General features: G+C 60.2%; 27 protein-coding genes and 1 pseudogene. 16 read left to right on the forward strand and 12 right to left on the reverse strand.

Translation table 11 applies throughout. The features are described 5' to 3' along the window. Positions 1–2 precede the first annotated feature (2 nt). Both lysA and lptM read right to left on the reverse strand, forming a co-directional pair. Positions 3–1250: a diaminopimelate decarboxylase gene (lysA, locus tag IEQ42_RS19035; RefSeq protein ID WP_042561716.1), complete on the reverse strand. Its 1248-nt coding sequence runs from the start codon at positions 1248–1250 to the stop codon at positions 3–5. A gap of 9 nt (positions 1251–1259) precedes the next feature. Then, positions 1260–1433, reverse strand: coding sequence for an LPS translocon maturation chaperone LptM (gene lptM / locus IEQ42_RS19040; protein ID WP_210704682.1), 174 nt, complete (start codon positions 1431–1433; stop codon positions 1260–1262). 316 nt (positions 1434–1749) lie between these two features. Here lptM and cyaY point away from each other — a divergent pair, with 316 nt between their 5' ends. The 3 genes from cyaY to rnk all read left to right on the forward strand — a co-directional run bounded on the left by cyaY (position 1750) and on the right by rnk (position 2943). Beyond that, positions 1750–2082: an iron donor protein CyaY gene (gene cyaY / locus IEQ42_RS19045; protein ID WP_042561714.1), complete on the forward strand. Its 333-nt coding sequence runs from the start codon at positions 1750–1752 to the stop codon at positions 2080–2082. A gap of 3 nt (positions 2083–2085) precedes the next feature. Next, the gene (locus tag IEQ42_RS19050) at positions 2086–2307 is read left to right on the forward strand and encodes a DUF1289 domain-containing protein (protein WP_080896076.1); all 222 of its coding nucleotides are present in this window, start codon (positions 2086–2088) and stop codon (positions 2305–2307) included. Between the two features lie 225 nt (positions 2308–2532). Continuing rightward, positions 2533–2943, forward strand: coding sequence for a nucleoside diphosphate kinase regulator (gene rnk, locus IEQ42_RS19055; protein ID WP_042561713.1), 411 nt, complete (start codon positions 2533–2535; stop codon positions 2941–2943). 6 nt (positions 2944–2949) lie between these two features. Here rnk and IEQ42_RS19060 read toward each other — a convergent pair whose 3' ends face one another. From IEQ42_RS19060 to IEQ42_RS19070, 3 genes are all read right to left on the reverse strand, one after another. Continuing rightward, the gene (locus IEQ42_RS19060; protein WP_210704683.1) at positions 2950–5793 is read right to left on the reverse strand and encodes a class I adenylate cyclase; all 2844 of its coding nucleotides are present in this window, start codon (positions 5791–5793) and stop codon (positions 2950–2952) included. A gap of 194 nt (positions 5794–5987) precedes the next feature. After that, the gene (locus IEQ42_RS19065; RefSeq protein ID WP_210704685.1) at positions 5988–6233 is read right to left on the reverse strand and encodes a TIGR02647 family protein; all 246 of its coding nucleotides are present in this window, start codon (positions 6231–6233) and stop codon (positions 5988–5990) included. Positions 6234–6426: 193 nt separating this feature from the next. Then, positions 6427–6711, reverse strand: coding sequence for a hypothetical protein (locus IEQ42_RS19070; protein ID WP_150604797.1), 285 nt, complete (start codon positions 6709–6711; stop codon positions 6427–6429). 123 nt (positions 6712–6834) lie between these two features. Here IEQ42_RS19070 and IEQ42_RS19075 point away from each other — a divergent pair, with 123 nt between their 5' ends. Continuing rightward, positions 6835–7494, forward strand: a complete 660-nt coding sequence (locus IEQ42_RS19075) for a glutathione S-transferase family protein (protein ID WP_210704687.1) — start codon at positions 6835–6837, stop codon at positions 7492–7494. Between the two features lie 128 nt (positions 7495–7622). On the opposite strand, the gene argH is transcribed toward IEQ42_RS19075, so the two are convergent. Beyond that, a complete protein-coding gene (gene argH / locus IEQ42_RS19080; RefSeq protein ID WP_200612585.1) occupies positions 7623–9017 on the reverse strand; it encodes an argininosuccinate lyase in 1395 nt (464 codons plus the stop codon). A gap of 334 nt (positions 9018–9351) precedes the next feature. Here argH and IEQ42_RS27785 point away from each other — a divergent pair. From IEQ42_RS27785 to IEQ42_RS19120, 8 genes and pseudogenes are all read left to right on the forward strand, one after another. Further along, a pseudogene (locus IEQ42_RS27785) lies at positions 9352–9492 on the forward strand (sensor histidine kinase); the annotation flags it as partial. Next, positions 9489–10235, forward strand: a complete 747-nt coding sequence (locus IEQ42_RS19090; RefSeq protein ID WP_042561707.1) for a LytR/AlgR family response regulator transcription factor — start codon at positions 9489–9491, stop codon at positions 10233–10235. The pseudogene IEQ42_RS27785 and the gene IEQ42_RS19090, both read left to right, overlap by 4 nt. Before the next feature lie 137 nt (positions 10236–10372). Continuing rightward, entirely contained in the window at positions 10373–11314 is a 942-nt protein-coding gene (hemC, locus tag IEQ42_RS19095; RefSeq protein WP_042561706.1) for a hydroxymethylbilane synthase, read from the forward strand. Continuing rightward, on the forward strand, positions 11311–12078 hold the full coding sequence (locus IEQ42_RS19100) for a uroporphyrinogen-III synthase (RefSeq protein ID WP_210704688.1): 768 nt from the start codon (positions 11311–11313) through the stop codon (positions 12076–12078). Before hemC ends, IEQ42_RS19100 begins: the two co-directional genes overlap by 4 nt. Before the next feature lie 16 nt (positions 12079–12094). After that, on the forward strand, positions 12095–13237 hold the full coding sequence (locus IEQ42_RS19105; RefSeq protein ID WP_210704689.1) for a uroporphyrinogen-III C-methyltransferase: 1143 nt from the start codon (positions 12095–12097) through the stop codon (positions 13235–13237). Then, positions 13234–14472: a heme biosynthesis protein HemY gene (locus tag IEQ42_RS19110; protein WP_042561703.1), complete on the forward strand. Its 1239-nt coding sequence runs from the start codon at positions 13234–13236 to the stop codon at positions 14470–14472. The genes IEQ42_RS19105 and IEQ42_RS19110 overlap by 4 nt, the downstream gene beginning before the upstream one ends. Before the next feature lie 218 nt (positions 14473–14690). Next, positions 14691–15242, forward strand: coding sequence for a disulfide bond formation protein B (locus IEQ42_RS19115; RefSeq protein ID WP_210704690.1), 552 nt, complete (start codon positions 14691–14693; stop codon positions 15240–15242). A gap of 183 nt (positions 15243–15425) precedes the next feature. Beyond that, on the forward strand, positions 15426–15884 hold the full coding sequence (locus tag IEQ42_RS19120) for an Rsd/AlgQ family anti-sigma factor (protein ID WP_042561701.1): 459 nt from the start codon (positions 15426–15428) through the stop codon (positions 15882–15884). Between the two features lie 57 nt (positions 15885–15941). Here the strand turns inward: IEQ42_RS19120 and IEQ42_RS19125 are convergent, their stop codons facing one another. Further along, the gene (locus IEQ42_RS19125; RefSeq protein ID WP_210704691.1) at positions 15942–16607 is read right to left on the reverse strand and encodes an FKBP-type peptidyl-prolyl cis-trans isomerase; all 666 of its coding nucleotides are present in this window, start codon (positions 16605–16607) and stop codon (positions 15942–15944) included. Between the two features lie 192 nt (positions 16608–16799). Here IEQ42_RS19125 and IEQ42_RS19130 point away from each other — a divergent pair, with 192 nt between their 5' ends. Beyond that, a complete protein-coding gene (locus IEQ42_RS19130) occupies positions 16800–17870 on the forward strand; it encodes an AlgP family protein (protein ID WP_210704692.1) in 1071 nt (356 codons plus the stop codon). Here IEQ42_RS19130 and IEQ42_RS19135 read toward each other — a convergent pair. Continuing rightward, complete coding sequence (locus IEQ42_RS19135; RefSeq protein ID WP_210704693.1) at positions 17867–18328, reverse strand: TIGR02444 family protein; 462 nt, start codon at positions 18326–18328, stop codon at positions 17867–17869. The genes IEQ42_RS19130 and IEQ42_RS19135 overlap by 4 nt on opposite strands. Positions 18329–18378: 50 nt before the next feature. Between IEQ42_RS19135 and IEQ42_RS19140 the strand changes: the two genes are divergently transcribed. The 3 genes from IEQ42_RS19140 to IEQ42_RS19150 all read left to right on the forward strand — a co-directional run bounded on the left by IEQ42_RS19140 (position 18379) and on the right by IEQ42_RS19150 (position 21628). Next, positions 18379–20289, forward strand: a complete 1911-nt coding sequence (locus tag IEQ42_RS19140; RefSeq protein ID WP_042561696.1) for an ATP-binding cassette domain-containing protein — start codon at positions 18379–18381, stop codon at positions 20287–20289. Continuing rightward, positions 20289–20870: a mechanosensitive ion channel family protein gene (locus tag IEQ42_RS19145; RefSeq protein WP_042561695.1), complete on the forward strand. Its 582-nt coding sequence runs from the start codon at positions 20289–20291 to the stop codon at positions 20868–20870. Before IEQ42_RS19140 ends, IEQ42_RS19145 begins: the two co-directional genes overlap by 1 nt. A gap of 125 nt (positions 20871–20995) precedes the next feature. Then, a complete protein-coding gene (locus IEQ42_RS19150) occupies positions 20996–21628 on the forward strand; it encodes a LysE family transporter (protein ID WP_150593493.1) in 633 nt (210 codons plus the stop codon). Between the two features lie 109 nt (positions 21629–21737). Here IEQ42_RS19150 and IEQ42_RS19155 read toward each other — a convergent pair whose 3' ends face one another. Genes IEQ42_RS19155 through IEQ42_RS19170 form a run of 4 tightly spaced genes read right to left on the reverse strand, consistent with a single transcriptional unit; the run spans position 21738 to position 24893 of the window. Continuing rightward, positions 21738–22481 carry a penicillin-binding protein activator LpoB gene (locus tag IEQ42_RS19155; RefSeq protein WP_210704694.1) on the reverse strand — a complete coding sequence of 248 codons (744 nt, stop codon included), beginning with the start codon at positions 22479–22481 and terminating at the stop codon, positions 21738–21740. A 3-nt stretch (positions 22482–22484) separates the two neighbouring features. Then, complete coding sequence (gene lpoB, locus IEQ42_RS19160; protein WP_007911129.1) at positions 22485–23072, reverse strand: penicillin-binding protein activator LpoB; 588 nt, start codon at positions 23070–23072, stop codon at positions 22485–22487. Positions 23073–23108: 36 nt separating this feature from the next. After that, entirely contained in the window at positions 23109–23483 is a 375-nt protein-coding gene (locus IEQ42_RS19165) for a YcfL family putative periplasmic lipoprotein (protein WP_042561692.1), read from the reverse strand. Positions 23484–23498: 15 nt separating this feature from the next. Further along, entirely contained in the window at positions 23499–24893 is a 1395-nt protein-coding gene (locus tag IEQ42_RS19170) for a COG3014 family protein (RefSeq protein ID WP_210704695.1), read from the reverse strand. Positions 24894–25183: the final 290 nt, after the last annotated feature.

Raw genomic sequence — 25183 nt, forward strand, 5'->3', positions numbered from 1 at the left:
GGTTACTCCGGCAGCAGGCTTTCGCCGGCAAACAGCTCGGCCACGGTTTCGCGGCGACGCACTTCAAATACTTGATCACCGTCCACCAGCACTTCGGCCGCACGGCCGCGAGTGTTGTAGTTGGAGCTCATGACGAAACCGTACGCACCGGCCGAATGCACCGCCAGCAGGTCGCCTTCGGCCAGGGCCAGCTCGCGATCCTTGGCGAGGAAGTCGCCGGTTTCGCAGATCGGGCCGACGACGTCGTACTGACGCGCGGCGGTGTCGCGCGGCTTGACCGCCGTGACGTCCATCCACGCCTGATACAGCGCCGGGCGAATCAGGTCGTTCATCGCCGCGTCGACGATGGCGAAATCTTTATGTTCGGTGTGCTTGAGGTACTCGACCTGAGTCAGCAGCACGCCGGCGTTGGCGACAATGAAACGGCCCGGCTCGAACACCAGTCCCAGATCACGACCGTCCAGACGTTCGCGCACGGCTTTGATGTAGTCGGCAGCCAATGGCGGCTCTTCGTCGCGATAACGCACGCCCAAACCACCACCGAGATCGATGTGGCGCAGGTGAATGCCGCAATCGCCAAGACGATCGACCAGATCCAGCAAACGGTCGAGCGCATCAAGGAACGGTGGCAGCGTGGTCAGTTGCGAACCGATGTGGCAGTCGACACCAATCACTTCCAGGTTCGGCAGGTGCGCGGCGCGTACATACACGTCTTCGGCGTCGGCGATGGCGATGCCGAACTTGTTTTCTTTGAGACCAGTGGAAATGTACGGGTGGGTGCCAGCATCGACGTCCGGGTTCACACGCAGCGAAACCGGTGCGCGAACACCCAGTTCGGCGGCGACAACTTGCAGGCGTTCCAGCTCGTCGGTGGATTCGACGTTGAAGCAGTGCACACCGACTTCCAGCGCACGGCGCATGTCGTCACGGGTCTTGCCGACGCCGGAGAACACGATCTTGTCGGCGCTGCCGCCAGCGGCCAGCACGCGTTCCAGCTCGCCACGGGAGACGATGTCGAAACCGGCGCCGAGACGGGCCAGGACATTCAGGACGCCGAGGTTGGAGTTTGCTTTGACGGCGTAGCAAACCAGGTGCGGCATGCCGGCCAGCGCATCGGCGTAGGCCAGATACTGGGCTTCGATGTGCGCGCGCGAGTAGACATAAGTGGGCGTGCCAAAGCGGTCGGCGATGGCGGACAGCGCCACACCTTCCGCGAACAGCTCCCCGCCACGGTAGTTAAAAGCGTCCATGGCGATCCCTTAGTAAACGTCGTGCTTGTGTGCTTTGGAAGCAGGCTGCTTTTGCGAAGACTGGGCTTGCTCGGCCGGGTCCTGATTGTCATCCGGCAGGTACAGCGGGCCTTTTTGACCACAGGCCGAAACGAGGCAGGCAACCGCGACGAGCGCAGCAAGGGAAGAGATCAGGCGCTTCATGGCGAAATCCTTGAAAATACGTTAATTGCGCCGGAGTATACCGACCACCCGGCAGCTTGCCTATGCGACGGGCCTCCCGTCCGGCGGGGCTCCCGTGAAGCGCATCATTCCCTGTGGAACCGAGCCTGCTCGCGAAGGGGTCGGCAAGTTCAACGGGCTCTTTGGCTGACACAGCGCTTTCGCGAGCAGGCTCGCTCCCACAGGTGCTGTGTTGAAGGGGCAGTAAGGCACTTGGTCGTTATCCTTTGCAATCGGCCGGAAGCGTCCGTATCTTGCGGCGCTTGAGCCTGATCAGATATTTTTTGAGGTTGCCACAATGAGTTTGTCCGAAGCCCGTTTCCACGATCTGGTCGATGACACCCAGGAAAAACTGGAAGACATCTTTGACGAGAGCGATCTGGATATCGATCTGGAAAGTTCGGCCGGTGTGCTGACCGTCAAGTTCGAAAACGGCTCGCAGCTGATCTTCAGCCGTCAGGAGCCGCTGCGTCAGCTGTGGCTGGCGGCCGTCTCGGGTGGTTTCCACTTCGACTACGACGAAGAAAGCGAGCGCTGGATGTGTGACAAGAGCGAAGAGCAGTTGGGCGAGATGCTTGAACGCATCGTCAAGCAGCAGGCTGGCGCCGAATTCGATTTCGAAGGCCTGTGATTCGTGACTGATACCGCTCCCGTTCGTCCGCCCAAGCCGCTCTACAGCAATATCAGCCCGGCGGTGCCTTCGCCGTGCAGCGGCGTGTGCCGGCTGGACGAACAAAAAGTCTGCCTCGGCTGTTTCCGGCATGTTGAAGACATTCGTGAGTGGCGCTCGGCGGATGATGAGCGGCGGCGAGTGATCGTCACCCAGGCTGCCCATCGCAGGACTGCGTCCCTGTAGGAGCTGCCGAAGGCTGCGATCTTTTGATCTTGATCTTCAAAAGCAAAGATCGCAGCCTGCGGCAGCTCCTGCAGGGGACGTGTGTCGCTGGGCATGACTTGTATATTTTTTGAGCTGTGATAGTGTCCGGAAACGCCTCAACCCATCGAGGCCTGGTGAAAACCCCGCCTTTTTTGGCGGGGTTTTTTGCTTTTTTTGCGCAGAAGAAAGGAGTCTGCCCGGATCATGACCGCACCTTCCATCACTCTTACCCGTCTGGACGTTCAACGTCTGGAGCGCCTGATCGACAGCCTGGATGACACGCTGCCGGGCGTGATTGCGTTGCAAACCGAACTGGATCGCGCCGATACGCTGGTCAGCCACGATGAAGTGCCTGCCGATGTCGTGACGATGAATTCCCGCGTGCACTGCCGCGAAGAAGGCAGTGGCAAGGATTACCATCTGACGCTGGTCTATCCCAAGGATGCCAATGCCGATGAAGGCAAGATTTCGATTCTCGCACCGGTCGGCAGCGCGCTGCTGGGCCTGAAGGTCGGACAGCATATCGACTGGCCGGCTCCGGGCGGCAAGACCCTGAAACTGACCCTGCTTGAAGTCGAATCGCAACCGGCCAACGGTGGCGCGTTCCCCGAGTAAATTCACTCAGACCTGTTCGAGTGCCTCGTTCAGGGCGCGCTCCAGGTCGGCCTTGTAGCGTAGATACAGATTGCTTGAGCTTTGCCCGTCACCGAGCAGCCCGGACAGGTCTAGGTCGGTGATGTAGCAACGATAGCGTTCGGTCTCACGACGCTGCTCGACGATCTCCCGGGCGACCACGCTGAACAGCTGGTCGCCATATTCCAGCTCGCTGAACTCCCGTTGATTGCAATACAGCGTGACCTGCACTTGCCCCGGTGCGGCTTTGCCGATGATCGCCTGCACGTCGTAGAACGGTTTGTTGGCTGGCGTCTGCGGCATTGTCCGCGCTTCGACGCGCCGCGCCCGTCCCGGGCCCGAAGGCAATAGCTGGTAATACAAAATGTCGAGGCTGGCCGAGGGGGCGGCCTCCATCGGCAGCAGCGCCTCACGCCGATACTGGATCGATTGCAGGAAACGTTGCAGCGGCGCCAGCAGGCTTTGCTCGTCGTGATACGGCAAGCGCTGTTGCCACAGCGCATTGAATTCGTCCAGAACGCAGACCTCGGCGTGCTGCTCGGTGATCCGGTAGAACACCTGAATGCATTCCGGCTGGCCCATTGGCAGGATCAGCGCAAGGTCGTGATCTTCCAGTGCCATCGGATCAAGGTGCAGCGGGCTGTAGCGCGCCTGCTCCTCTGCGAGGTAATCGAGCAGCGCCGGCAGGGTGGCGAGCGCGATGTGGTTGACCTGTCCGGGCACCAGTTCCAGCACGTGATAGTGCTGTTGCACCTGAATCAGGTAGCGGTGATTCAATTCGCTGAGCAGCAGGTTCTGCGCGGTGTCGACGATTTCTTCCACGCGTCGGGCGATGAACTGGGCACGGTTATGGCAGAAGCAGCGCACCTTCAGCGATGGCTGCAACGGCCCGCGCGGCAGGTTGTTGAGATAATCGCGCAAGCAGTCGAGCAGGGCGTGAGGTCCGTCGAAACGGTTGACCAGCACTTCGTTCCAGCTGTTGAGCGTGACCTGATCGAGGGTCAGCACGAGGTTCTCGCGCACGCCGGCATAGCTCAGCGAATCGGTGCGCTCGGTGGTCATGAGGATGTTGAGGTCACGGTGATGCTTGAGCGGGTCGACGCCGACGTTCACCAGCATCAGTACTTCGCTCGGTACGGCGGCGCGCAGCAGCGGCTCTTCGGCAACAGTGGGCAAGGGCAGGGCGATGCACTGTTGCAGGCTGCCAAGCAGGTTGAACAGTTCGAACTCGCTCAGGTCGCTGTTGCCGGGGTGCAAGGCCAAGCGGGTGCTGCTGTCGATCACGCCGTTGCGGTGGCACCAGGTCAACAGTTCCAGCAGTTCGCGGCTGCGTTTGATCGGCGCGAAATGTTCCCACTCGAGCGCCGTGAGGCTGCCGTTGTACAGGCCCCACTGGGTTTGTCCCGCCTCCTTCTTGTTGCGCGATTGCACCAGGGTCAGGGTGTCTTCGGCCAGATCCGGAGCGATGCCGGGATTGATGAACTCGACCTTGTCGGCCTTGCGCTCGAATGCCGCGTACAACCTGCGGCCCAGCACGTTGAGATCGCGCTTGTTGATCAGGCTGACGGTCTGCTCGGTGCGGGCGAACTGGGTCAGGAAGCGATAGCTGTAATTGAGCTCGTTGACCAGCGCGCGGCGCTCTGCGCTGACCTGCCGGACTTTCCACTGGCTGCGGCTATCGAGTAAGGCAAGTTGTCGCTGATCCCAGTGCCATTCGTTGGCCAGTCGTTCCAGCAGTGAACGTTGCCAGCTCTGCGTGCGGCTATTGCCCGTGAGCTTGCGATTGACCTTGAGGTACAGCGCACGTCGCACCAGCTCAAGACGTTCCGGTTCGTTGCGGGCGATGAGGTATTCCTCGATGCGCCGATACACGACCATGTAAGGGTCCAGTTCATCCAGATCGAGTTGATTGGCGAACACGGCTTTTTTGAAGCGAAGGCTCAGGCACTGCACCTGCGGGTGTTCGCTGGCATACACCTCGGTCAGCAGCAGTTTGAGCACCGATTTGTAAGGTGACTCAATGCCCTTGAACAACTGCCACAGCCCCGCGCCGATGAACTCTCCCGGTGGAATCGTCGCCAAATGCCCAAGGTCGAGGGTTTCGTCGGCGCGGATGAAGCGCTTGGACAGCAGCGTGTGGGTGTAAAGGTCGTAGGCCGTTTCTTCGTATACCGGCACCAGCCACCAGATCGGCGTGCGTCCGCCCAGCCAGATTGCGGTGCGATAAAACTCGTCGAGCAGCAGGTAGTGCTGGGTGCTGCCACAGTTTTCGGAGCTGAGCTGGGTGTCGCGCTCACCTTTGACGAAACGCACCGGGTCGATCAGAAAGAAATGCGCCTCGGCGCCCTGACTCGCGGCCCAGGTTTCCAGGAGCTGGCATTTCTTGCCCAGTTCGGCGAGCTCGTTTTCGCTCAGATCCGGCGCGTGACACACCCACACGTCCATGTCGCTTTGATCGGCCTGGGCCAGGGTGCCGAGACTGCCCATCAGAAACAGGCCATGAATCGGTCGCGGCGGATTGCTGCCGTGGCGCGGCTTGTAGGAGAAGGAACGCGTCAGGCGCTGGGCTTCGGCGAGGGTATTGGCGTCCGGCTCGTAATTCGACAGGCCGGCCGGCGTACTGCCCGAGACATATCCCGGCAGCAGCGGATGATTGACGTGAAAGAACAGCGGCAGCAGCGTCAGCACAGCTTGCTGGCGCGTCGACAACCCCTCAAGAGCGCGGCCGAGGCGGCCTTCATTGAGTTTTAGAAACCGCGCGCGCAGTTGGCTGAGCACCTTGCGGTCGATTCCTTCGTCCAGGTCGGGGCGGATTTCATGGGTGCGCGTCATGTCAGCTCAAACCGGCTCGCAGGCTCGGACGTAGAGGGTCTCGGAATGACGGGCAGTTTAGCCTTTGCGCGGCGGGAGTTTTAAGCTGATTTTGTTTTTTGACGTCAGATTTCAACCGCGAGGCGATAGTTGACGTCCGGACGGGCCCGCGGAAATCCCGTGACAGGGGTTCCCGTGGGCGAATTCAGGAAGAATCAGGCTGTTTGCGGCTCTCTCAGGATCGTCAGCACGGTTTGTACATTTTGCGCGGCATCGCGACCCAGGCTGGTCAGGTATCCGCCATCGGGCTGATCGGTCAGTTCTTTATCAAAGAGGCGTTGGGCAGCAGCGATGTGCTTCGGGGCAGCGGTCTGATGAATTTTCAAACCTTCCTGGGAACTGTCCAGGGGAAAGAGTGCAAGGACTTCCAGTTCGGCAACCAACTCAGGGGTAAGCGACATAAGGACTCCAGACTTTCTAGGAATTGGAACGCAGCGCCCCTAAGGTGAACCTGCCGGCGCGGACTGTCCAGTGTGCGCGTCAGGGTTTTTGTCTGGGGGCGGATTCCAGTGTAGTCCGCATAAAAAAGATCGCAGCCTTCGGCAGCTCCTACAGGAGAGTGTAGGAGCTGCCGAAGGCTGCGATCTTTTGATCTTAAGACTTTTCTGGCGGCAACTCCGGCAGCGCACGCAGTGCGGCTTCGTACCATGCGGTATCGAATGGGCGATCTTCATCCAGCATCGCGTCAATCTCGTAGGCCAGCACATGCGCCATCAGATTGAGGATTTCTTCGCGTTCAACGCCGACCAGGGTCAGCTTGTTGAGCGTAGCCTTGGCCGCAGGCGGGTTGTCGCTTTCGATCTGGTTCTCGATCGCTTCGATCAGCGTGCTCTCGGTGAACTCTTCTTCGTCGTTGTCGATGTCTGTCGGCTCGCTCATGGCAGGCTCCTCAAGGAAAGGCGCCAGTTTACCCGCATTCAGCGGCGTGATGCTGCTGGCGGGAATTGTCCGGGCGATCTATAAACAGGCACTGCCCACCCCGCACGGCCTGGAGGCTATGTGATGCTCAAGCTCTACGGATTCTCTGTCAGCAACTACTACAACATGATCAAACTGGCGCTGCTGGAAAAAGGCCTGCCGTTCGAAGAGGTCACGTTCTATCCCGCGCAGACCGCTGAATCATTGGCCATCAGCCCGCGCGGCAAAGTGCCGGTGCTGGGCGTTGATGGCGGTTATATCAACGAAACAGCGATCATCCTTGAATACCTCGAGCTGACCCAAAAAGGCACGCCGCTGCTGCCCAGCGATCCTTTCGAACGGGCGCAGGTGCTGGCAATCGCCAAGGAAATCGAGCTGTACATCGAGCTGCCGGGACGCGCCTGTTATGGCGAAGCGTTTTTTGGCATGACGTTGCCGGACGCCATCAAGGAAAAGACCCAATCAGAATTGCTGCTGGGCTTTGCGGCGCTCGGCCGGCACGGCAAGTTCGCCCCATATGTGGCGGGCGACAGTCTGAGCATCGCGGATTTGTATTTCCTCTACAGTGTGCCGCTGGCCTGTGCGGTGGGGCAGAAGCTGTTCGCAATTGATTTGCTGGCAGAGATGCCGGAGGCGAAGGCGCTGCTGGAGCGGCTTGAGCAGAATCCGCATGTGCAGAAGATTGCGGCGGATAAAGATGCGGCGATGCCGGCGTTTTTGGCGATGATCGCTGCCAAGAAGTAGGTTCTGTGCTGTTCTGAAGTCAGCATTCGCGAGCAGGCTCGCTCCCACAGGGATTTTTGTTGTTCACAGACTTTGTGTTCAGCACAAATCCAATGTGGGAGCGAGCCTGCTCGCGAAGCTTTTGACCTTTATCGGCTGGCGATCAGGGCCTGGCCGCGAGCGACGGCTGCCTTGACCTGCGCTGGCGCAGTGCCGCCGATATGGTCACGGGCATTTACCGAGCCTTCCAGAGTCAGCACAGCAAACACGTCCTGCTCGATCTGATCGCTGAACTGACGCAGTTCTTCCAGGCTCATCTCAGCCAGGTCCTTGCCAGTGTCGACGCCGTACTTCACAGCGTGGCCGACGATTTCGTGGCAATCACGGAACGGCAGGCCACGGCGCACCAGGTAGTCAGCCAGGTCGGTTGCGGTGGAGAAGCCACGAAGAGCCGCTTCACGCATGATCGCGTGCTTGGGTTTGATCGCCGGAATCATGTCGGCAAACGCGCGCAGCGAATCGCGCAGGGTGTCGGCGGCGTCGAACAGCGGTTCCTTGTCTTCCTGGTTGTCCTTGTTGTAGGCCAGTGGCTGGCCTTTCATCAGGGTCAGCAGGCCCATCAGCGCACCGAATACGCGGCCGGTCTTGCCACGTACCAGCTCCGGCACATCCGGGTTTTTCTTTTGCGGCATGATCGAGCTGCCAGTGCAGAAGCGATCCGGCAGATCGATGAACTGGAACTGCGCGCTGGTCCACAGCACCAGCTCTTCGGAGAAACGCGACAAATGCATCATCGCTATGCTCGCGGCCGAGCAGAATTCGATGGCGAAATCGCGATCGGAAACGTTGTCCAGCGAGTTGCCGCCAACGGCATCGAAACCTAGCAGTTGCGCGGTGTATTCGCGATCAATCGGGTAGGTGGTGCCGGCCAGCGCGGCACTGCCCAACGGCATGCGGTTGGTGCGCTTGCGGCAATCGACCAAACGCTCGTAATCACGGCTGAGCATTTCGAACCAGGCCAGCATGTGGTGCCCGAAAGTTACGGGTTGCGCGGTCTGCAAGTGAGTGAAGCCGGGCATGATGCTGGCCGATTCGCGCTCGGCTTGTTCCAGCAGACCTTTTTGCAGGCGGGTGATTTCGGCCAGGATCAGGTCGATCTCGTCGCGCAGCCACAGGCGAATGTCGGTGGCGACCTGGTCGTTGCGGCTACGGCCGGTGTGGAGTTTCTTGCCGGTGACGCCGATGCGGTCGGTCAGACGCGCTTCGATGTTCATGTGCACGTCTTCGAGGTCGATGCGCCAGTCGAACTGGCCGGCCTCGATTTCGCCCTGAATGGTGTTCAGGCCATCGATGATGGTGTCGCGCTCGGCATCGGTCAGCACGCCGACTTTGGCCAGCATGGTGGCGTGGGCGATCGAGCCCATGATGTCGTGGCGATACAGGCGCTGGTCGAAAGTGACGGAGGCGGTGAAGCGGGCGACGAAGGCGTCGACGGGTTCACTGAAGCGGCCGCCCCAGGACTGATTGGTCTTGTCAGTGCTCATGAATTCGCTCGTATCGGCTTGAAGAAAAAAGGCGTGAAACGCTGGCGCGGATAATAACAGGGTTGCCAATCCTGTCGTTGACACCGGTCGATACGTTTTTTTCTCATCGTGTCATGCATAGTCGGTGTGCTGCGCGGGGAATTTGCACAACGATATTTTTCGATTGAGTAATATCGGCCCGGCGAGCGTCTACAGTAGGACATAAGGGTCGGCGCGACTGCGGATCGCGCAAAGGTCTGGCCGCCGACTATAAGAAGTGGAGGTGGGTGTCTTGTCCTTCGACAAACCCCGCGAGAAACGCAGGAAACAGCGGGCTTTGAGCAGTACGACCCGGACACTGGCAAATATTGCTGGCCGACGTACGGCACTTTTTGGCGCTCGGGCTAGTCTTAGCGTGGATCGCGGTGACGGACGTCACTTCACCTGTCTACGCTATCCTTGTGCGAGACTCACGCAGGAATCCAGCGCAATATGAATGTCCTGATCGTTGATGACGAACCACTGGCTCGCGAGCGCCTCAGCCGTATGGTGAGCGAGCTCGAGGGTTATACAGTCCTGGAGCCCAGCGCCACGAATGGCGAAGAGGCGTTGGCACTGATCGACAGCCACAAGCCGGATATCGTGCTGCTCGATATCCGCATGCCGGGCCTCGATGGCCTGCAGGTTGCTGCCCGTCTGTGCGAGCGAGAAACACCGCCCGCCGTGGTGTTTTTCACCAGTCCCGATGAATTTGCCGTGGAAGCCCTGCAGGCCAGCGCCGTGGGCTATGTGGTGAAACCCGTGCGAACCGAACACCTGCATGACGCCCTGAAACGGGCTGAACGTCCCAACCGGGCGCAACTCTCGGCCCTGACCCGTCCCGCTGCCGAAAGTGGCACCGGCCCGCGCAGTCACATCAGCGCCCGTACCCGTAAAGGTATCGAACTGATCCCGCTGGATCAGGTGGTCTATTTCATTGCCGACCACAAATACGTGACCTTGCGCCACGAAGGCGGCGAAGTGCTGCTGGACGAGCCGCTCAAAGCCCTCGAAGACGAGTTTGGCGAGCGCTTCGTGCGCATCCACCGCAACGCGCTGGTCGCCCGCGACCGTATCGAGCGTCTGCAACGCACGCCGCTGGGGCATTTCCAGTTATTTCTCAAAGGCCTCAATGGCGATGCGCTGATTGTCAGTCGCCGGCATGTGGCGGGTGTGCGCAAGATGATGCAGGGCCTTTAACCCGGACTTTTCGGGGGGGCTCATTTCTCGTTAGCGGGCATTGCAGGCCAGGGAGGCCGCGCCGTTTCTGATTCAAGTCAAAGTGGATTTGGCTGAGCTGTTATTATCCGCCGTATCTATTCAGTACGGATTGATCCATGTCCTCTCGCGAAATCCGCATCGCCACCCGTAAAAGTGCGCTGGCCCTCTGGCAGGCCGAATACGTCAAAGCCCGTCTGGAAGCGGCCCATCCCGGTTTGCGGGTGACACTGGTGCCCATGGTCAGTCGCGGCGACAAGCTGCTCGATTCGCCGCTGTCGAAAATCGGCGGCAAGGGCCTGTTCGTCAAGGAACTGGAAACCGCGCTGCTGGAAAACGAAGCCGACATCGCCGTCCATTCGATGAAAGATGTACCGATGGACTTCCCCGAAGGCCTCGGTCTGTTCTGCATCTGTGAGCGCGAAGATCCGCGTGATGCCTTCGTTTCCAATACCTATCCAAGCCTTGAAGCGCTGCCTGCCGGCAGCATCGTCGGCACGTCGAGCCTGCGCCGTCAGGCACAGCTGCTGACCCGCCGTCCTGACCTTGAGATCCGTTTCCTGCGCGGCAACGTCAACACTCGTCTGGCCAAGCTGGATGCGGGTGAGTACGACGCGATCATCCTCGCGGCCGCCGGTTTGATCCGCCTCGGTTTCGAGGATCGCATCACCTCGGCTATCAGTGTCGATGACAGCCTGCCCGCCGGTGGCCAGGGCGCGGTCGGTATCGAGTGCCGTAGCGCCGACAGCGAAATCCACGCTTTGCTGGAACCGCTGCATCATGCTGATACCACTTCGCGGGTTACCGCCGAACGTGCCCTCAACAAACATTTGAATGGCGGCTGCCAGGTGCCAATCGCCTGCTACGCCGTGCTTGAAGGCGAGCAATTGTGGTTGCGCGGCCTGGTGGGCGAGCCGAGTGGTGGCCGCTTGATCAGCGCCGAAGCGCGGGCCCCTCGCGCTGATGCCGAAGCATTGGGTGTGAGAGTCGCTGAAGATCTGCTCGCCCAAGGTGCCGAAGAGATTCTTAAAGCAGTCTACGGCGAGGCAGGTCACGAGTGACTGGCTGGCGCCTGCTGCTGACGCGCCCTGCGGATGATTGTGCGGCGCTTGCAGAGACGTTGGCCGGGCAGGGGGTTTTCGGTAGTTGTCTGCCGCTTTTGGAAATTGCCCCGCTGCCGGTCTCTGAGAACATACGTCTGGCGATGGCGCGATTGCCCGATTGCAGCGCAGTGATTGTGGTGAGCAAGCCAGCGGCGCGGATTGCGCTGGAACTGCTCGATGCCCAAGGGGCGCAGTCGTTTGCGATGCCGTGGTTCAGTGTCGGTGCGGCAACGGCGCAGATTCTTCAGGCGCGCGGCCTCGACGTACATTGTCCGGCTGATGGCGATGACAGCGAAGCGTTGCTGCAATTGCCGCGTCTGCGTGAAGCCGTCGCCCAGCCGAATTCGCAGGTGTTGATCCTGCGCGGCGAGGGCGGCCGTGAACTGCTTGCCGAGCGCCTGCGCGAGCTTGGTGCTAGTGTCGAGTATCTGGAATTGTATCGACGCGAGCTGCCGGCCTATGCAGCGCAAGTACTGCCGCAGCGGATCGCAGCGGAACGCTTGAACGGGCTGGTGGTCAGCAGTGGACAGGGTTTCGAGCACCTGCGCCAAATGGCCGGCGATACCTGGCCATCGATTGCGCGGTTGCCGTTGTTTGTTCCAAGCCCAAGAGTCGCCGAGCTGGCACGTGCCGCCGGGGCTCAAACAGTTGTGGATTGCCGCGGCGCGAGTGCCGCGGCTTTGCTGACGGCGTTGCGGGAGCATCCCGTACCCGTTTTCTAATGCAAAGGATGGATACGTGAGCGAAACAGCCTTGCCAAAAGATGACGTCCAACCTGTGATTGATGCACAGGTTGAAACTCCACCGCCGGCCCAAGCGCCGCGCCGAGGCAATGGCCTGGCCATCGTCGCCCTGTTGCTCGGTGCAGCCGGGGTCGCGATTGGTGGCTGGGGAGTCTGGCAGGTGCGACACCTGCAAACCAACACTCAGCAACAATCGGGTCAGGTGCAGGCGTTGAATGATCAGGCGCAGAGCCTGAAGCTCAACGAGCAGCGTCTGACCGAACGTCTCGCGCAGTTGCCGGGGGCCGAAGAGCTCGCCGAACGCCAGCGTCTGGTGGCGCAACTTCAGGGTGATCAGCAGCGCCTCAGTCAACGTCTGGAAACCGTCCTCGGCGCCAGCCGCAAGGACTGGCGTCTGGCCGAGGCCGAGCACTTGCTGCGTCTGGCCAGCTTGCGCCTTTCCGCGTTGCAGGACATCAGCAGCGCCCAGGCACTGGTGCAGGGGGCCGACGAAATCCTCCGCGAACAGAATGATCCCGGCTCCTTTGCCGCCCGCGAGCAAGTGGCCAAAACCCTGGTTGCGCTGCGCAGCACCGAGCAGCCGGATCGCACGGGTTTGTTCCTGCGGTTGGGGGCCCTGCGTGATCAGGTCATCGACCTCACCGAACTGGCGCCGGAATACAAGGATCGGGGCGAATCGCTGCTCGGCTTGACCGCCGAGGGTGACGGCGCCAGTCGCTGGGCGCAGTGGTGGGATCAGATTTCGCACTACATCCGTATCGATTTCAATGCAGACAAGAATGTGAAGCCACTGTTGGCCGGACAGAGTCTGAGCCAGGTGCGTCTGGCCCTGAGCCTTGCGCTGGAGCAGGCGCAATGGGCAGCCCTCAATGGTCAGGCCGCGGTTTACACCCAGGCACTGGCCGAGGCGCGCGACGTGCTCAAAGGCAACTTCAACCCGGACAATCCACAAAGCAAAGTGATGCTGGAACAGGTCGGTGAGCTGAGCAAGGAACCGGTCGCGGTTAAGACGCCGGATCTGACCGGCACCCTGAGTGCGGTGCAAGGCTACCTCGAGCGGCGTAACGTCAACGCCGAAGAATCGGTGAAACCGTTTGCCAAACCTGCCGCCGACACCGCGCAGGAGGCGACGCCATGAAGCGCCTCTATGTGATCGTGTTTCTGGTGATCGCAGCGGCTGCGGCGCTGGGCCTGGCGATTGCCGAGCATTCCGGTTACGTGTTGGTCGCTTACAAATCGTTCCGTTACGAGTCGAGCCTGTGGGCGACTTTGGCGCTGATCGCAGTCTTGTGGCTGCTGGTCTGGGGCATCAAGGCTCTGATCGAATTGGTGATGGCGTCCAGCGGCGTGGTCAATCCATGGTCGCGGCGCAACCGCAGCCGTCGGGTGCAAGTAGCGATCGAGCACGGCCAACTGGATCTGGCCGAAGGTCGTTGGGCCAGTGCCCAGCGTCATTTGTATCGGGCCGCTGAAGCCGAGCGCCAGCCGCTGCTGTACTACCTCGGCGCTGCCCGGGCGGCGAACGAGCAGGGCCATTACGAGGAATCCGATCGTCTGCTTGAGCGTGCGCTTGAGCGCCAGCCTCAGGCAGAGCTGGCAATTGCCTTGAGCCACGCACAGTTGCAGACCGACCGTGGCGACACCGACGGCGCATTGGTGACATTGCAGGCGATGCACGAGCGTCATCCTCATAACGTGCAGACGCTGCGTCAGTTGCAGCGCTTGTACCAGCAGCGCGGCGAATGGTCGGCGGTGATTCGTCTGCTGCCGGAGCTGCGCAAGGATAAAGTCCTGCCGCCCGCCGAACTGGCTGAGCTCGAACGTCGCGCCTGGGGTGAAAACCTGTCGCTGGCCGCGCAGCGCGAAGAGGACGGCTCGGTTGGTTTGCAGTCGCTGACTCGCGCCTGGCAACAGCTGACTTCGGCGCAACGCCAGGAGCCGCCACTGGTGCTGGCTTATGCCGAACAGCTGCGTCAGCTGGGCGCTCAGGTCGAGGCTGAAGAAGTGCTGCGCACGGCCCTCAAGCGCAAGTACGACAGTCATCTGGCGCGTCTTTATGGTCTGGTGCGCGGGAGTGATCCGGCGCGTCAGTTGCAGACTGCCGAAGGTTGGCTCAAGGATCATCCGAACGATCCGAGCCTGCTGCTGACCCTGGGCCGTCTGTGCCTGCAATCGAGTCTGTGGGGCAAGGCCCGGGATTATCTGGAAAGCAGCCTGCGTGTGCAGCGCAATCCGGAAGCCTGTGCGGAACTGGCGCGTTTGCTCGCACAGCTTGGCGATACCGAGCGAAGCAATCAGCTGTTCCAGGAAGGCCTCGGTCTGCTGGATGAACGCTTGCTGGCCGCGCCACTGCCGGCCCTGGCTCGCGTCTGAAGTGGCGAGGGAGGTAACTCCCTCGCACACCTTTGCAGAGCGAAAATTTACCTTCAGTCAGCCTTTAGGGCAAAGTCCTACAACGGGCTACGCCGAATCCTCTCGAAGCTGTCGGGTTTTCCCTACACCTCTGGTGAACTGTCGGCAGGGCCTTGCCTTGAAAGGCTGACACGCTTTCCTCTACCGTAACCATCTGTCTCTACTGTTACGGAAAAGCCATGTCGTTGGCCTGCTCACGCTCCTTGTTCTTCATGGCTTTCACTGCGAGTGCCTTTGCTCTGGGAGCTTCCTATTATCTCGAATACGCGGTGGGTCTGACGCCGTGCAGCTTGTGCCTGGTGCAGCGGCTGTTCCTCACGTTGTTGTGTGTTTGCTGTGGTCTGGCGGCGGTGCATGGCCCCAAGCGTGTCGGCCTGTGGCTTTACTGGTTGTCTGCGCTGGGCGCGAGTCTGGGTGGCACCACGGCGGCCTGGCGGCAGGTATTGATACAGAGCGATCCGATGCTGCACCTGCTCAATTGCTCACCGGCTCCCGAGGCCCCGTTCAGTGGTCTGCCATGGATCTGTGCCTTGCAAACGATGTTTAGCGGCGGTGCCGATTGTGCGGAAATTTCCTGGACGCTGTTCGACCTGAGCATCCCGGAGTGGAGCCTGTTGTTCTTTGTCGCGGTGTCAATTGTTGCTGTATATCAATTATTGCGATTGGTCTGGAGTGCTCTGCAACGGCCGCTCAGCGACGAAGCGTCGCACCGGGAGCTGCTGCGGGATTAAACACTTGTATGAACTTTATCTCCTGCGTACCTTGAAGCCATAGGCGTGCGGGCATAATCTGGCCCGCACGTGTCATTGGATTTATGTTGCTCGATGACACTCTGCCCGACTGTCCCCCACGCTAAAACCTAAAGCGGGACACGGGTGTAGAGCAGCATGACCCACAAGGGAAGAGAGATCGCCATGCTCGAAAGTTGTCAGAATGCTCAGGAACGTTGGGGTGGAGTTCATCTGCTGATCGACCGCTGGCTCCAGGAGCGCAAGGAGCTGATCGATGCCTACGATAATCTCGGCGCGGAGCCTCAGACGCTGTCCGAGAGCCGCAAGCCCTTGCAGGAATTCTGCGGCGTGCTGGTTGATTACGTATCGGCGGGGCACTTCGAAATTTATGAACAGCTGACGGGCGAAGCCAAGGCGTTCAACGACAAGCGCGGTCTGGAACTCGCCGAGACGATCTACCCGCGCATCGATGTCATCACCGAAAAGCTACTCGCGTTCAACGACCTTTGCGATGAAGGCAAGTGCGTTGTCGAGAAATTCAAAGAGCTCGGCGGCCTGCTTCACGAGCGCTTCGAACTGGAAGACTGCCTGATTGAAGTGCTGCATACGGCGCACAAGGAAGAAGATTCAGTTCAGGCCTGATCGGCTTTGCTCAATAAAAAACGGTGCGCCTCAAGCGCACCGTTTTTTTATGCCTGATCAACTCGTCGCGCCACGCAATTCGACTTCAAATACCAGCGGTGTGAAGGGCGCGATCAAGTCCCCGGCGCCATCGGCGCCATAAGCCTGATCCGATGGAATCACCAGTCGCCATTTCGCCCCCACCGGCATGTTTTGCAGGGCGGTGCGCCAACCGGCAATCACACTGTCGAGGTTGAACCATTGCGGCTGACTGTTCTGATCGAACACGGTGCCGTCCGGCAAGCGACCGATATACAGCACCTGCACTTTTCCATCGGGTCCGGCCTTGGTGCCCGTGCCAGGTGCAAGCTCGGTAAGCAGGATACCGTCAGCCAGTTCCTTTACTCCCGGTTTGGCTTTTTCCGCAGTGAGGAAACGTTGTTCGTTTTCCATCGCGGCATCGCTCGAAGGCTGCGCGTTGTGTTCGGCATTTTGCGATTCGTGATCGGCGAGAATCTGTTCGATCCGCGCTTCGCTCAGGGCCAGCGGCTTGCCTTGATAAGCCTGCTGCAAGCCATCAATCAGTGCCTGAATCTGCAGTTGCGGGACTTCCTGGCGCAACCGTTCACCGAGGCTGGCACCCAGGCTGTAGGCGAGATCATGAGCGTCGTTCGCGGTGGTTTTTTCGTCGGCGTGGGCGCTGGAAAAAATCATGCAGAGGGATATAAAAAGGTAGCGCGACATGGGCACTCTCCGTCCTGAGATGCGGTGGATTATGCCAGCGCGAACGTCTGCAACGGTGAACTGCTTTTGACTGCGGACAGAACATTTTCACCTCGGTGCAACCCAAGGCTATTGATACTGTCAAGATGACCTAGCGGCGGTAGCAGCAGAGGTCTAGTATGAGCCGCACTCACGTCAGCCAGGAGGTAAACCATGTCGGCCACCAAGAAGCCTGTAAATACTCCGTTGCACTTACTCCAACAACTCTCGGGCAGCTTGCTCGAGCATTTGGAAAACGCTTGCTCGCAAGCCTTGGCTGATGCTGAAAAACTGCTCGCCAAACTCGAAAAGCAACGCGGCAAGGCGCAAGAAAAACTGCACAAATCCCGCACCAAATTGCAGGACGCAGCTGCCGCCGGCAAAGCCAAGGCGCAGACCAAAGCCAAAGGCTCCGTGAAAGAACTGGAAGAACTGCTTGATGCCTTGAAGGATCGTCAGTCCGATACCCGCAGCTACATTCTGCAACTCAAGCGCGATGCTCAGGAAAGCCTGAAACTGGCCCAGGGTGTGGGCCGTGTGCAAGAAGCCGTGGGCAAGGTGTTGACTTCCCGTGCCGCCAAGCCTGCATCGGCACCGGCGAAGAAAGCCGCAGCCAAACCCGCTGTTGCCAAAGCCCCGGTTAAAACCGCTGCCGCAAAACCGGCTGCCAAAACCCCGGTAAAAGCTGCGGCAAAAACCGCTGCAAAACCTGCGGCGAAAAAACCAGCTTCGACGACCGCAGCGAAACCGGCGGCTAAAACCACCGCAGCGAAACCGGCCGCGCGCAGAACTGCTGCTGCCAAACCAGCCGCGACCAAAGCTGCTCCAGCGAAAACCGCAGCCGCTAAGCCGGCTGCCAAGGTCGCAGTGAAACCTGCCGCTAGAACTGCCGCAGCAAAACCTGCAGCCAAGTCTGCCGCCAAACCTGTTGCTGCTAAAACAGCAGTAAAACCAGCGGCTAAAGTTGCCGCGAAACCGGCCGCCAAGCCAGCTGCTAAACCAGCAGTGAAAGCCGCCGCCAAACCGGCAGCCAAGCCAGCCGCAAAACCTGCCGCAAAACCTGCCGCAAAAAAACCAGTGGCCGCCAAGCCAGCCGCCGCCAAACCGGCGATTGCTCCAGCTGCCAAGCCAGCCACACCAGCTACGCCAGCTGCACCTGCCGCCGCCACTGCCTCGACCACTTCGACTGCGCCATCGCCAGCCGCTGCGTCGAGCACCAGCAGCAACCCGACCAGCGCTTCCTAAGTGCTGATTGCCGCGACGCGCAGCACTTGCAGCGCGTCGCGGTTCAGGTTGGCCGCCGAGCCAGCCAGGGCCTCCAGCCAGCCGATTGACCCAGCTGCGCTGCGCCCCCACACCTGAGCAATGCCCTCCAGCCGCGACAGCAACGTACGCTCGGCTTCCAGCTCCAGCGCTTTGACTTGTTCGCGCATGCCTTTCAACACCCCATCATCCAAAGCCCGCGCTTTCCATTGCATACGCAGGGTTCGCAGCGGCTGCACAACCTCGATATCCCAAGGCCCGGTCAGCGCCTGAAGCTGTCCGGCACGCTGTTCATCACAGCTCGCGCCGCGTTGCTCCAGCCACAAACCGCACAGCAACAGGCACACATTGACCCCCGCCGTTTGCAGTTGCAGACAAGCGTCTTCCACACCCGGACGGGCGTAGGTAGCAAGGGAAAAGTTCCACAGGTCAGAGGACATCGTGCTACTCGCGCTAGTTGTGAGGGAAGCTGGTAGACTCCGCCGCCATTATGATCCGACTTCAGAACCTGACTTTACAGCGTGGCCCGCAACGTCTGCTAGAAGACGCCGAGCTGACCCTGCACGCCGGCCACAAAGCTGGCCTCATCGGTGCCAACGGTGCCGGCAAATCCAGCCTGTTTGCCTTGCTGCGCGGCGAATTGCACCCGGACTCGGGCGATTGCCTGTTGCCGGCAGACTGGCGGATCGCGCACATGCGTCAGGAGGTCGACACGCTCGAGCGCCTGGCAGTCGACTATGTGCTCGATGGCGACCTGCGTCTACGCGAGGTGCAACGTGACCTCGCCGTGGCCGAAGAGGCGCACGACGGCGTTGCTCTGGCGCGTCTGCACGTCGAACTCGACAGCGCCGACGGTTACACCGCCGACGCCCGCGCCCGCAAGTTGCTGGCCGGTCTGGGCTTCACCAACGAGCAGATGGATCGACAGGTCGGAGATTTCTCCGGTGGCTGGCGGATGCGTCTGAATCTGGCGCAGGCACTGATGTGCCCGTCGGACCTGTTGCTGCTCGACGAACCGACCAACCACCTGGACCTCGACGCCATCATCTGGCTCGAGGACTGGCTGAAAAGTTACGCCGGCACCTTGCTGCTGATTTCCCACGACCGCGATTTCCTCGACGAAGTCGTCGATCATGTGGCCCATGTCGATCAGCGCAAAATCACCCTGTATCGCGGCGGCTACACCGCGTTCGAACGTGCCCGTGCCGAACGTCTGGCCCAGCAGCAACAGGCCTACGAGAAGCAGCAGGCGCAGCGTGCGCACATGGAAAGCTACATCGCCCGCTTCAAGGCGCAAGCGACCAAGGCCCGTCAGGCACAAAGCCGTATCAAGGCACTGGAACGCATGGAAGAGCTGTCGGCGGCTCACGTTGATTCGCCGTTCGATTTCGTGTTCCGCGAGTCGACCAAGATCTCCAGCACGCTGATCGATCTGTCCGATGCGAACCTGGGCTACGGCGACCGAGCCGTGCTGGAGAAGGTCAAGCTGCAACTGACCCCCGGCGCGCGGATCGGTCTGCTCGGCCCTAACGGCGCGGGTAAATCGACACTGATCAAGAACCTCGCTGGCGAGCTCGAACCGCTGTCCGGGCGCCTGACCCGTGGCGAGAACACCGTGGTCGGTTACTTCGCCCAGCATCAACTCGACTCGCTGGACGCCAAGGCCAGCCCGTTGCTGCACTTGCAGCGTCTGGCGCCCACTGAGCGTGAGCAAGCGTTGCGCGACTTCCTCGGCGGTTTCGACTTCCGCGGTGCGCGGCTCGATGAGCCTGTGCTGAATTTCTCCGGTGGCGAGAAGGCGCGTCTGGCCTTGGCGCTGATCGCCTGGGAGCGGCCGAACCTGTTGCTGCTCGATGAGCCGACCAACCACCTCGACCTGGAAATGCGCCTGGCGCTGACCATGGCGCTGCAGGAATTCAGCGGCGCGGTGCTGGTGGTGTCTCACGATCGGCACTTGCTCAAGAGCACCACCGACAACTTCTACCTGGTGGCCGATGGCAAGGTTGAAGAGTTCGATGGCGATCTCGAAGACTATGCCCGTTGGCTGGTGGAATACCGTCAGCGCAATGCGCCGGTCAGTAACACCCCGGTGAACCCGGACAAGACTGACAAGAAAGCCCAGCGTCAGGCTGCGGCTGCGTTGCGTCAGCAACTGGCGCCGCACAAGCGCGAGGCCGACAAGCTCGAAGCCGAACTGGGCAAGCTCCACGAGAAACTGGCCAAGGTTGACGCCAGCCTCGGCGACAGCGACATCTACGAGCCGGCGCGCAAGAACGAATTGCGTGATCTGCTGGCCGAGCAAGCGAAATTGAAAGTGCGCGAAGGCGAGCTGGAAGAGGCGTGGATGGAAGCGCTGGAGACGCTGGAAAGCATGCAGGCGGAGCTGGAGGCGCTGTCCTGATGGACGCGTTCAAGCTGCCGCTGCCGGCGATGTGGGTCGAGCCGATCTGGCTCGGCGTGCAGATTCTGCTCATCCTGCTGGCCGGTTACCTGGCCCAGCGCTTCGTGGCCAAATGTCTGACCCGTCTGGGCGAGCGCTATCCGTTTCCGCCGCAACTGCTGATGCCACTGCGTGGCGTGTTGCGCTGGCTGATCATGGGCAGTGCAGTGATCTTTGTTCTGCAACGCCTCGGCGTGTCGGCCACGGTGTTGTGGACGGCGCTGTCGGGTTTCGTTGCAGTGGCGGCGGTGGCGTTTTTCGCCATGTGGAGCGTGCTGTCGAACCTGCTCTGCGCGATTCTGATTTTCACCGTTGGCCCGTTTCGGTTGGGCGATGTGGTCGAACTGGTCGACACCACCGACAAGCCTGGGGTCAAAGGCCGGGTGGTGGCGATCAATCTGCTCTACACCACGTTGATCGAGGCCGAGGAGTTGGGCACCGGTAGCGCAATGGTGCAGGTGCCGAACAGCTTGTTCTTCCAGCGATCAGTGCGGCGTTGGCGGGGGACTGATGTGTTCCCTTCGAGCGGATTCGAGAAGTAGCTTTTAAAGCAGGATCCTTTATTTTGGGTTCTCTGTAGTCCCCTTTTCCTACAAAAAATCGATAGTCAGCGGCGCCAAGTCGAATTAGCTTAGTCGTTCGTCACGAGTCAGAGTTGAGGTGTGCGATGGAGCTTGAAACTTGGCTGGCATTCTTTGCCGCCTGCTGGTTGATCAGTCTTACGCCCGGCGCGGGTGCTATCGCGTCGATGTCCAGTGGTCTGCAATACGGTTTCTGGCGTGGTTACTGGAACGCGCTGGGGTTGCAATTGGGGCTGGCCCTGCAAATCGCAATTGTCGGCGCCGGTGTCGGCGCGATCCTCGCGGCTTCCGCTACTGCCTTCTATGCAATCAAATGGTTCGGCGTTGCCTATCTCGTCTACCTGGGGATCAAGCAATGGCGCGCGCTGCCCAGCGACATGAGCGATGACGCGGCCATTCGCCCAATGGGCAAGCCGCTGGTTCTTATCTTCCGTGGTTTCCTGGTCAACATGGGCAATCCCAAAGCACTGGTGTTCATGCTGGCGGTGCTTCCGCAGTTCATCAATCCCCATGCGCCGCTGCTGATCCAGTATCTGGTGATCGGCGCGACGATGGTGTTTGTCGACCTGATTGTCATGGCCGCCTACACCGGTCTGGCGTCCAAGGTCTTGCGGCTGTTGCGCACGCCCAAGCAGCAAAAGCGCATGAACCGCACGTTTGCCGGGTTGTTCATTGGCGCCGCAGCGTTCATGGCGACGTTGCGCAAAGCGGCGGTCTAAACCGCCAGACACAAAAAAGGCGACCCCAAGAGGTCGCCTTTTTTATTGCTCTGTCTGGCACTGACTTGCGTCGAGGGGTAAATCCTCTCGCCACAGGTCATTCCATGGATCAGCGCAAAATCACTGGCGCCGTATCGCGCGGCAGATTGTTGCGCTGCTGCGCCTCGCGCGGCTGCTCGTAACCACCGCCACCGAGCTGTTGGCTCAGTTGCCCGGCCACGTCTTCACCCAGCGCCTTCGACACCTCGCGCACCACCCGTGGGCGATTCAGCGAGACCTTGATGTCGCGGCCGTTCACCAGCTTGGTGTCCTGCGCTTCACCCATCGCAGTGAAGGCCGAAGTGATTTCGAAGGTCTTGGTGTTGATCAGGCTGAAATCCGCCACCAACGTCAGGCCCAGTACCGCCGAATAGCTGTCGGTGTGCGCCAGCTCGTTCATGTCCTCAGTGAAGTCGATATCGGACACAGTGCCGAACAGCACATAGTCGGCACCCTTGAAGTTGCCGGCCTTGATCCGCTTGATCACGTCGTAAATGTCACCCTTGGACGACGCGGTGTACGGCGTGCCCTGCACCAGCTGGAACATGCCGGTACGCAGGATTTCACCCTTGATGTCGCCGGTGAACTTGCGTAGCTCGGTCTGCTCGATGTAGCTGGTGGTGGCTTCGATCTCGTTATAGCTCGAAGAACCACTGGAACTGTAGTAACCCTCACGATAATTGCTCTGCGCCGAAACGATGTGGATGTATTGCTCCACACGTTCCTGATACGCCAGATCCGTCACCGCGACTTTCGGGGCCGCTTGCGCGCCAAACGCGCAAGCCAGGGCCATGATGCCAATCCATGTGCGCATCGATTAACGCTCCGTGGTTTTGCGGATCTCTTTTTCGTCCATCCACTCGGCCAGACCGCTTTCAACGTCGATCAATTGCAGGCTGAATTTGTAGAAGACGTCTTTGTAATCGCTGCTGCGCTTGACGATCGAGCTGATCGAGCCTTCGATGCGGTACTTGGCAGCCACCATGTTGCCGGTCTTGGCCACGGTGCTCTTCTTGTACAGACCGCTCTGGTTTTGCAGCTTGAGCTGATCAACCTGGCTCTGCATCGCGTTGTTGTCGCTGGCGAAGCGGGCAACGCCGGTCTTCATCAGCTGGGTCTTGATGCTGGTGGTGATTTCGCGGGTATCGATGTACTCGCTGGTCTTGTTCTTCACGTCGTAGACCTGGACCACCGGACGACCCTGCAGAATGCCGGACTGGGCCAGCGAGCGGGTCATCGACTCGGCGATCATCTGCAGGTCGGTCGAACCGAATTCGTTGGTGACGGTTTCAACAGCCTTGGTGTCGCCGTAGCTGATGTTCTTGCTGCCCAGGGTCGGCGAGGTGTTGGCGCAACCGGAGGCCAGCAGGGCGATAACGGCGATGCAGGAAAAGCGTACAAACATGTCAGTGCTCTCTAAAACAGGAATAGGGTGGCGGGCTTAAGGCGTCTTGATTTCCAGACGGAAGTCCACGGCTTTAGGCGTTGGGGCGATCGCCTGAATGAAGCTGGTCTGGGCGCCGTACATCATTTGGCTTTTCCAGACTTCTTCTTCAGCAACCGGGAAACCTTCCGCGCCGAGCCAGGCGAAGCGGTAGTAGAAAATCTTGTTGCTGTTGAGGGTGTTGCTCAACTGCACGTTGACGGTCATGAAGCCGTTTTCGCGGGCGACGCGCATGGCGCCGACCACGATGTGTTTCTGCGGGCCCATGGCCACGACTTTGCTCGCTGCGCTGCCCGGCTCTGGAGGTGGCGGGGTGGCGCAGCCGCTGGCCAGCAAGGCGAGGGCGGCGACGGCGATGAGTTTGAAGCGCATGCAAAGACTCCGTTCTTAAGGTTGTTTGAGGCTGGCGACGTTGGTCGCACTGGCGCTCGGGATCACGTGGGCGGCGAGACCGCCAGCGAACACCTGATTGCCTACGGCGCGCAGACTGATCACCTGATAACGCTGATCGACGGTGACCTTGACCACCGACCCGCCCACGGCGCTCGGCAGAGTCACTTGGTGTTCACCTTTCTTCAAGCGCAGACGCACCACTTGGGTGTTGTCCGGCAGGGTGCGCCACGTACGGGTATCGGCACCTTCGAGCACGGCTGAAGAAATACCTACCGCCAGACCGGCCAGTGGGTTGGTTTCGTTGATCTGCTTCTGCGCGACACCTTTGGTGATTGCGCGCACGGTGGTGCGCAGGATGATGCCGGGCATGTCATCACGCAGGGCGCGACGGGACATGGCGGTGGTGCTGTTGAGCGCAGTCAGGTTGACTTGCTGGCCATCGACACCGATCCGCGCGAACGGCGCGGTAGAGGTGTCTGCCTTGATGATCGGGAACGACAGCGGTGTGATCACCACGTTGTTGGAGATCGGCAATGGCAGTGGCACGCGGATCGAATCGCGTGCTGGCGCCAGACCACTTTGCACCACGATCAGGATGTCGCTGTCATCGCTCTTGCTCGGCTTGTCGAGGTTGACCAGTGCCTGTTCCAGCAGCGGCGTGTTCGGGCGCAGTTCGACAGCCTTGCGGTAGCCCGGTGCAGCCAGGTCTTTTTCACCCAGGGCTTCATAGACGAAACCGGCCAGATAATGGCTGAACGCACTCTGATAGCTGTTTTTCAGGCTGACCACTTCCGGTGCGTCGAGGCTGGCGACCGGGTAGCCTTGCAGATCCTTGTACTGAGTCTTGACGCCTTCTTTCTCGGCCTCTTCCTCGCTTTTGAGGTATTCCTTGTCACGCAGGTCGGCGATCACCGCTTCACGTTCGTGGGTCTTCTTGATCGCGGTGCGAGCGCCGTCGAAGTCGTTGACCGCCAGCAGGTTCAGGGCCATCTGCGTGGTCAGCATGACTTTTTCATAGTCGTAGCCTTCGTAGCGGCGGACCTTGTCGTTGATCACGAAGCTGCCGAACTGGGCGAGGTATTTGCCGGTATCGAGCTTGACCGAATCTTCCCACTGGCCGACGACCTTATCAGCGCTGGTCCAGGCATTCTGGCTGCCGGACAGATCGCCCTTGGCGCGCAGCAGCTCACCTTTCTCGAAGTAATAGAGCAGGTCTTTGTCGGGGCTGGTGTTGTTCTTTTCCAGCAGGGACAGCGCGGCGTCGACATTGCCGGAAGCCAGTTGCTGGTTGGTCTGTGCCAGTTCGGAATCGTAGTTGCGAAACGCCGAACAGCCGGACAGCAGAGTGATGGCGCTGAGGGCGATCAGAGTAGGGGCGCGGAATGCCATGGGGTACTTCTTCCCTGAATTACTGCAGCCACGTGTGCGGGTCGGGCTGCTGGGACCGTTTGGAGGAGGCGCTGGCCTCCTGCCAATTCCTCATAACCAGAGGAGCTTTAATGCCGCTTCGCGATAGCGAGGGCGCGGCATTATAAGCAACCAATGATGGCTATGTAATAGCTTTTTAATTGCGCACCGGTTGGTATGGGCCATCATCCGCTCCGAAGCCCCAGTGGTGCGCGTTGAACGAATTCTAAGCGTGCTAAATGCCAAAGATCTGTCAGGTAATCCTGCTAGTA

The organism is Pseudomonas iridis (assembly GCF_017980685.1).
GTDB classification, from domain to species: Bacteria; Pseudomonadota; Gammaproteobacteria; order Pseudomonadales; family Pseudomonadaceae; genus Aquipseudomonas; species Aquipseudomonas iridis.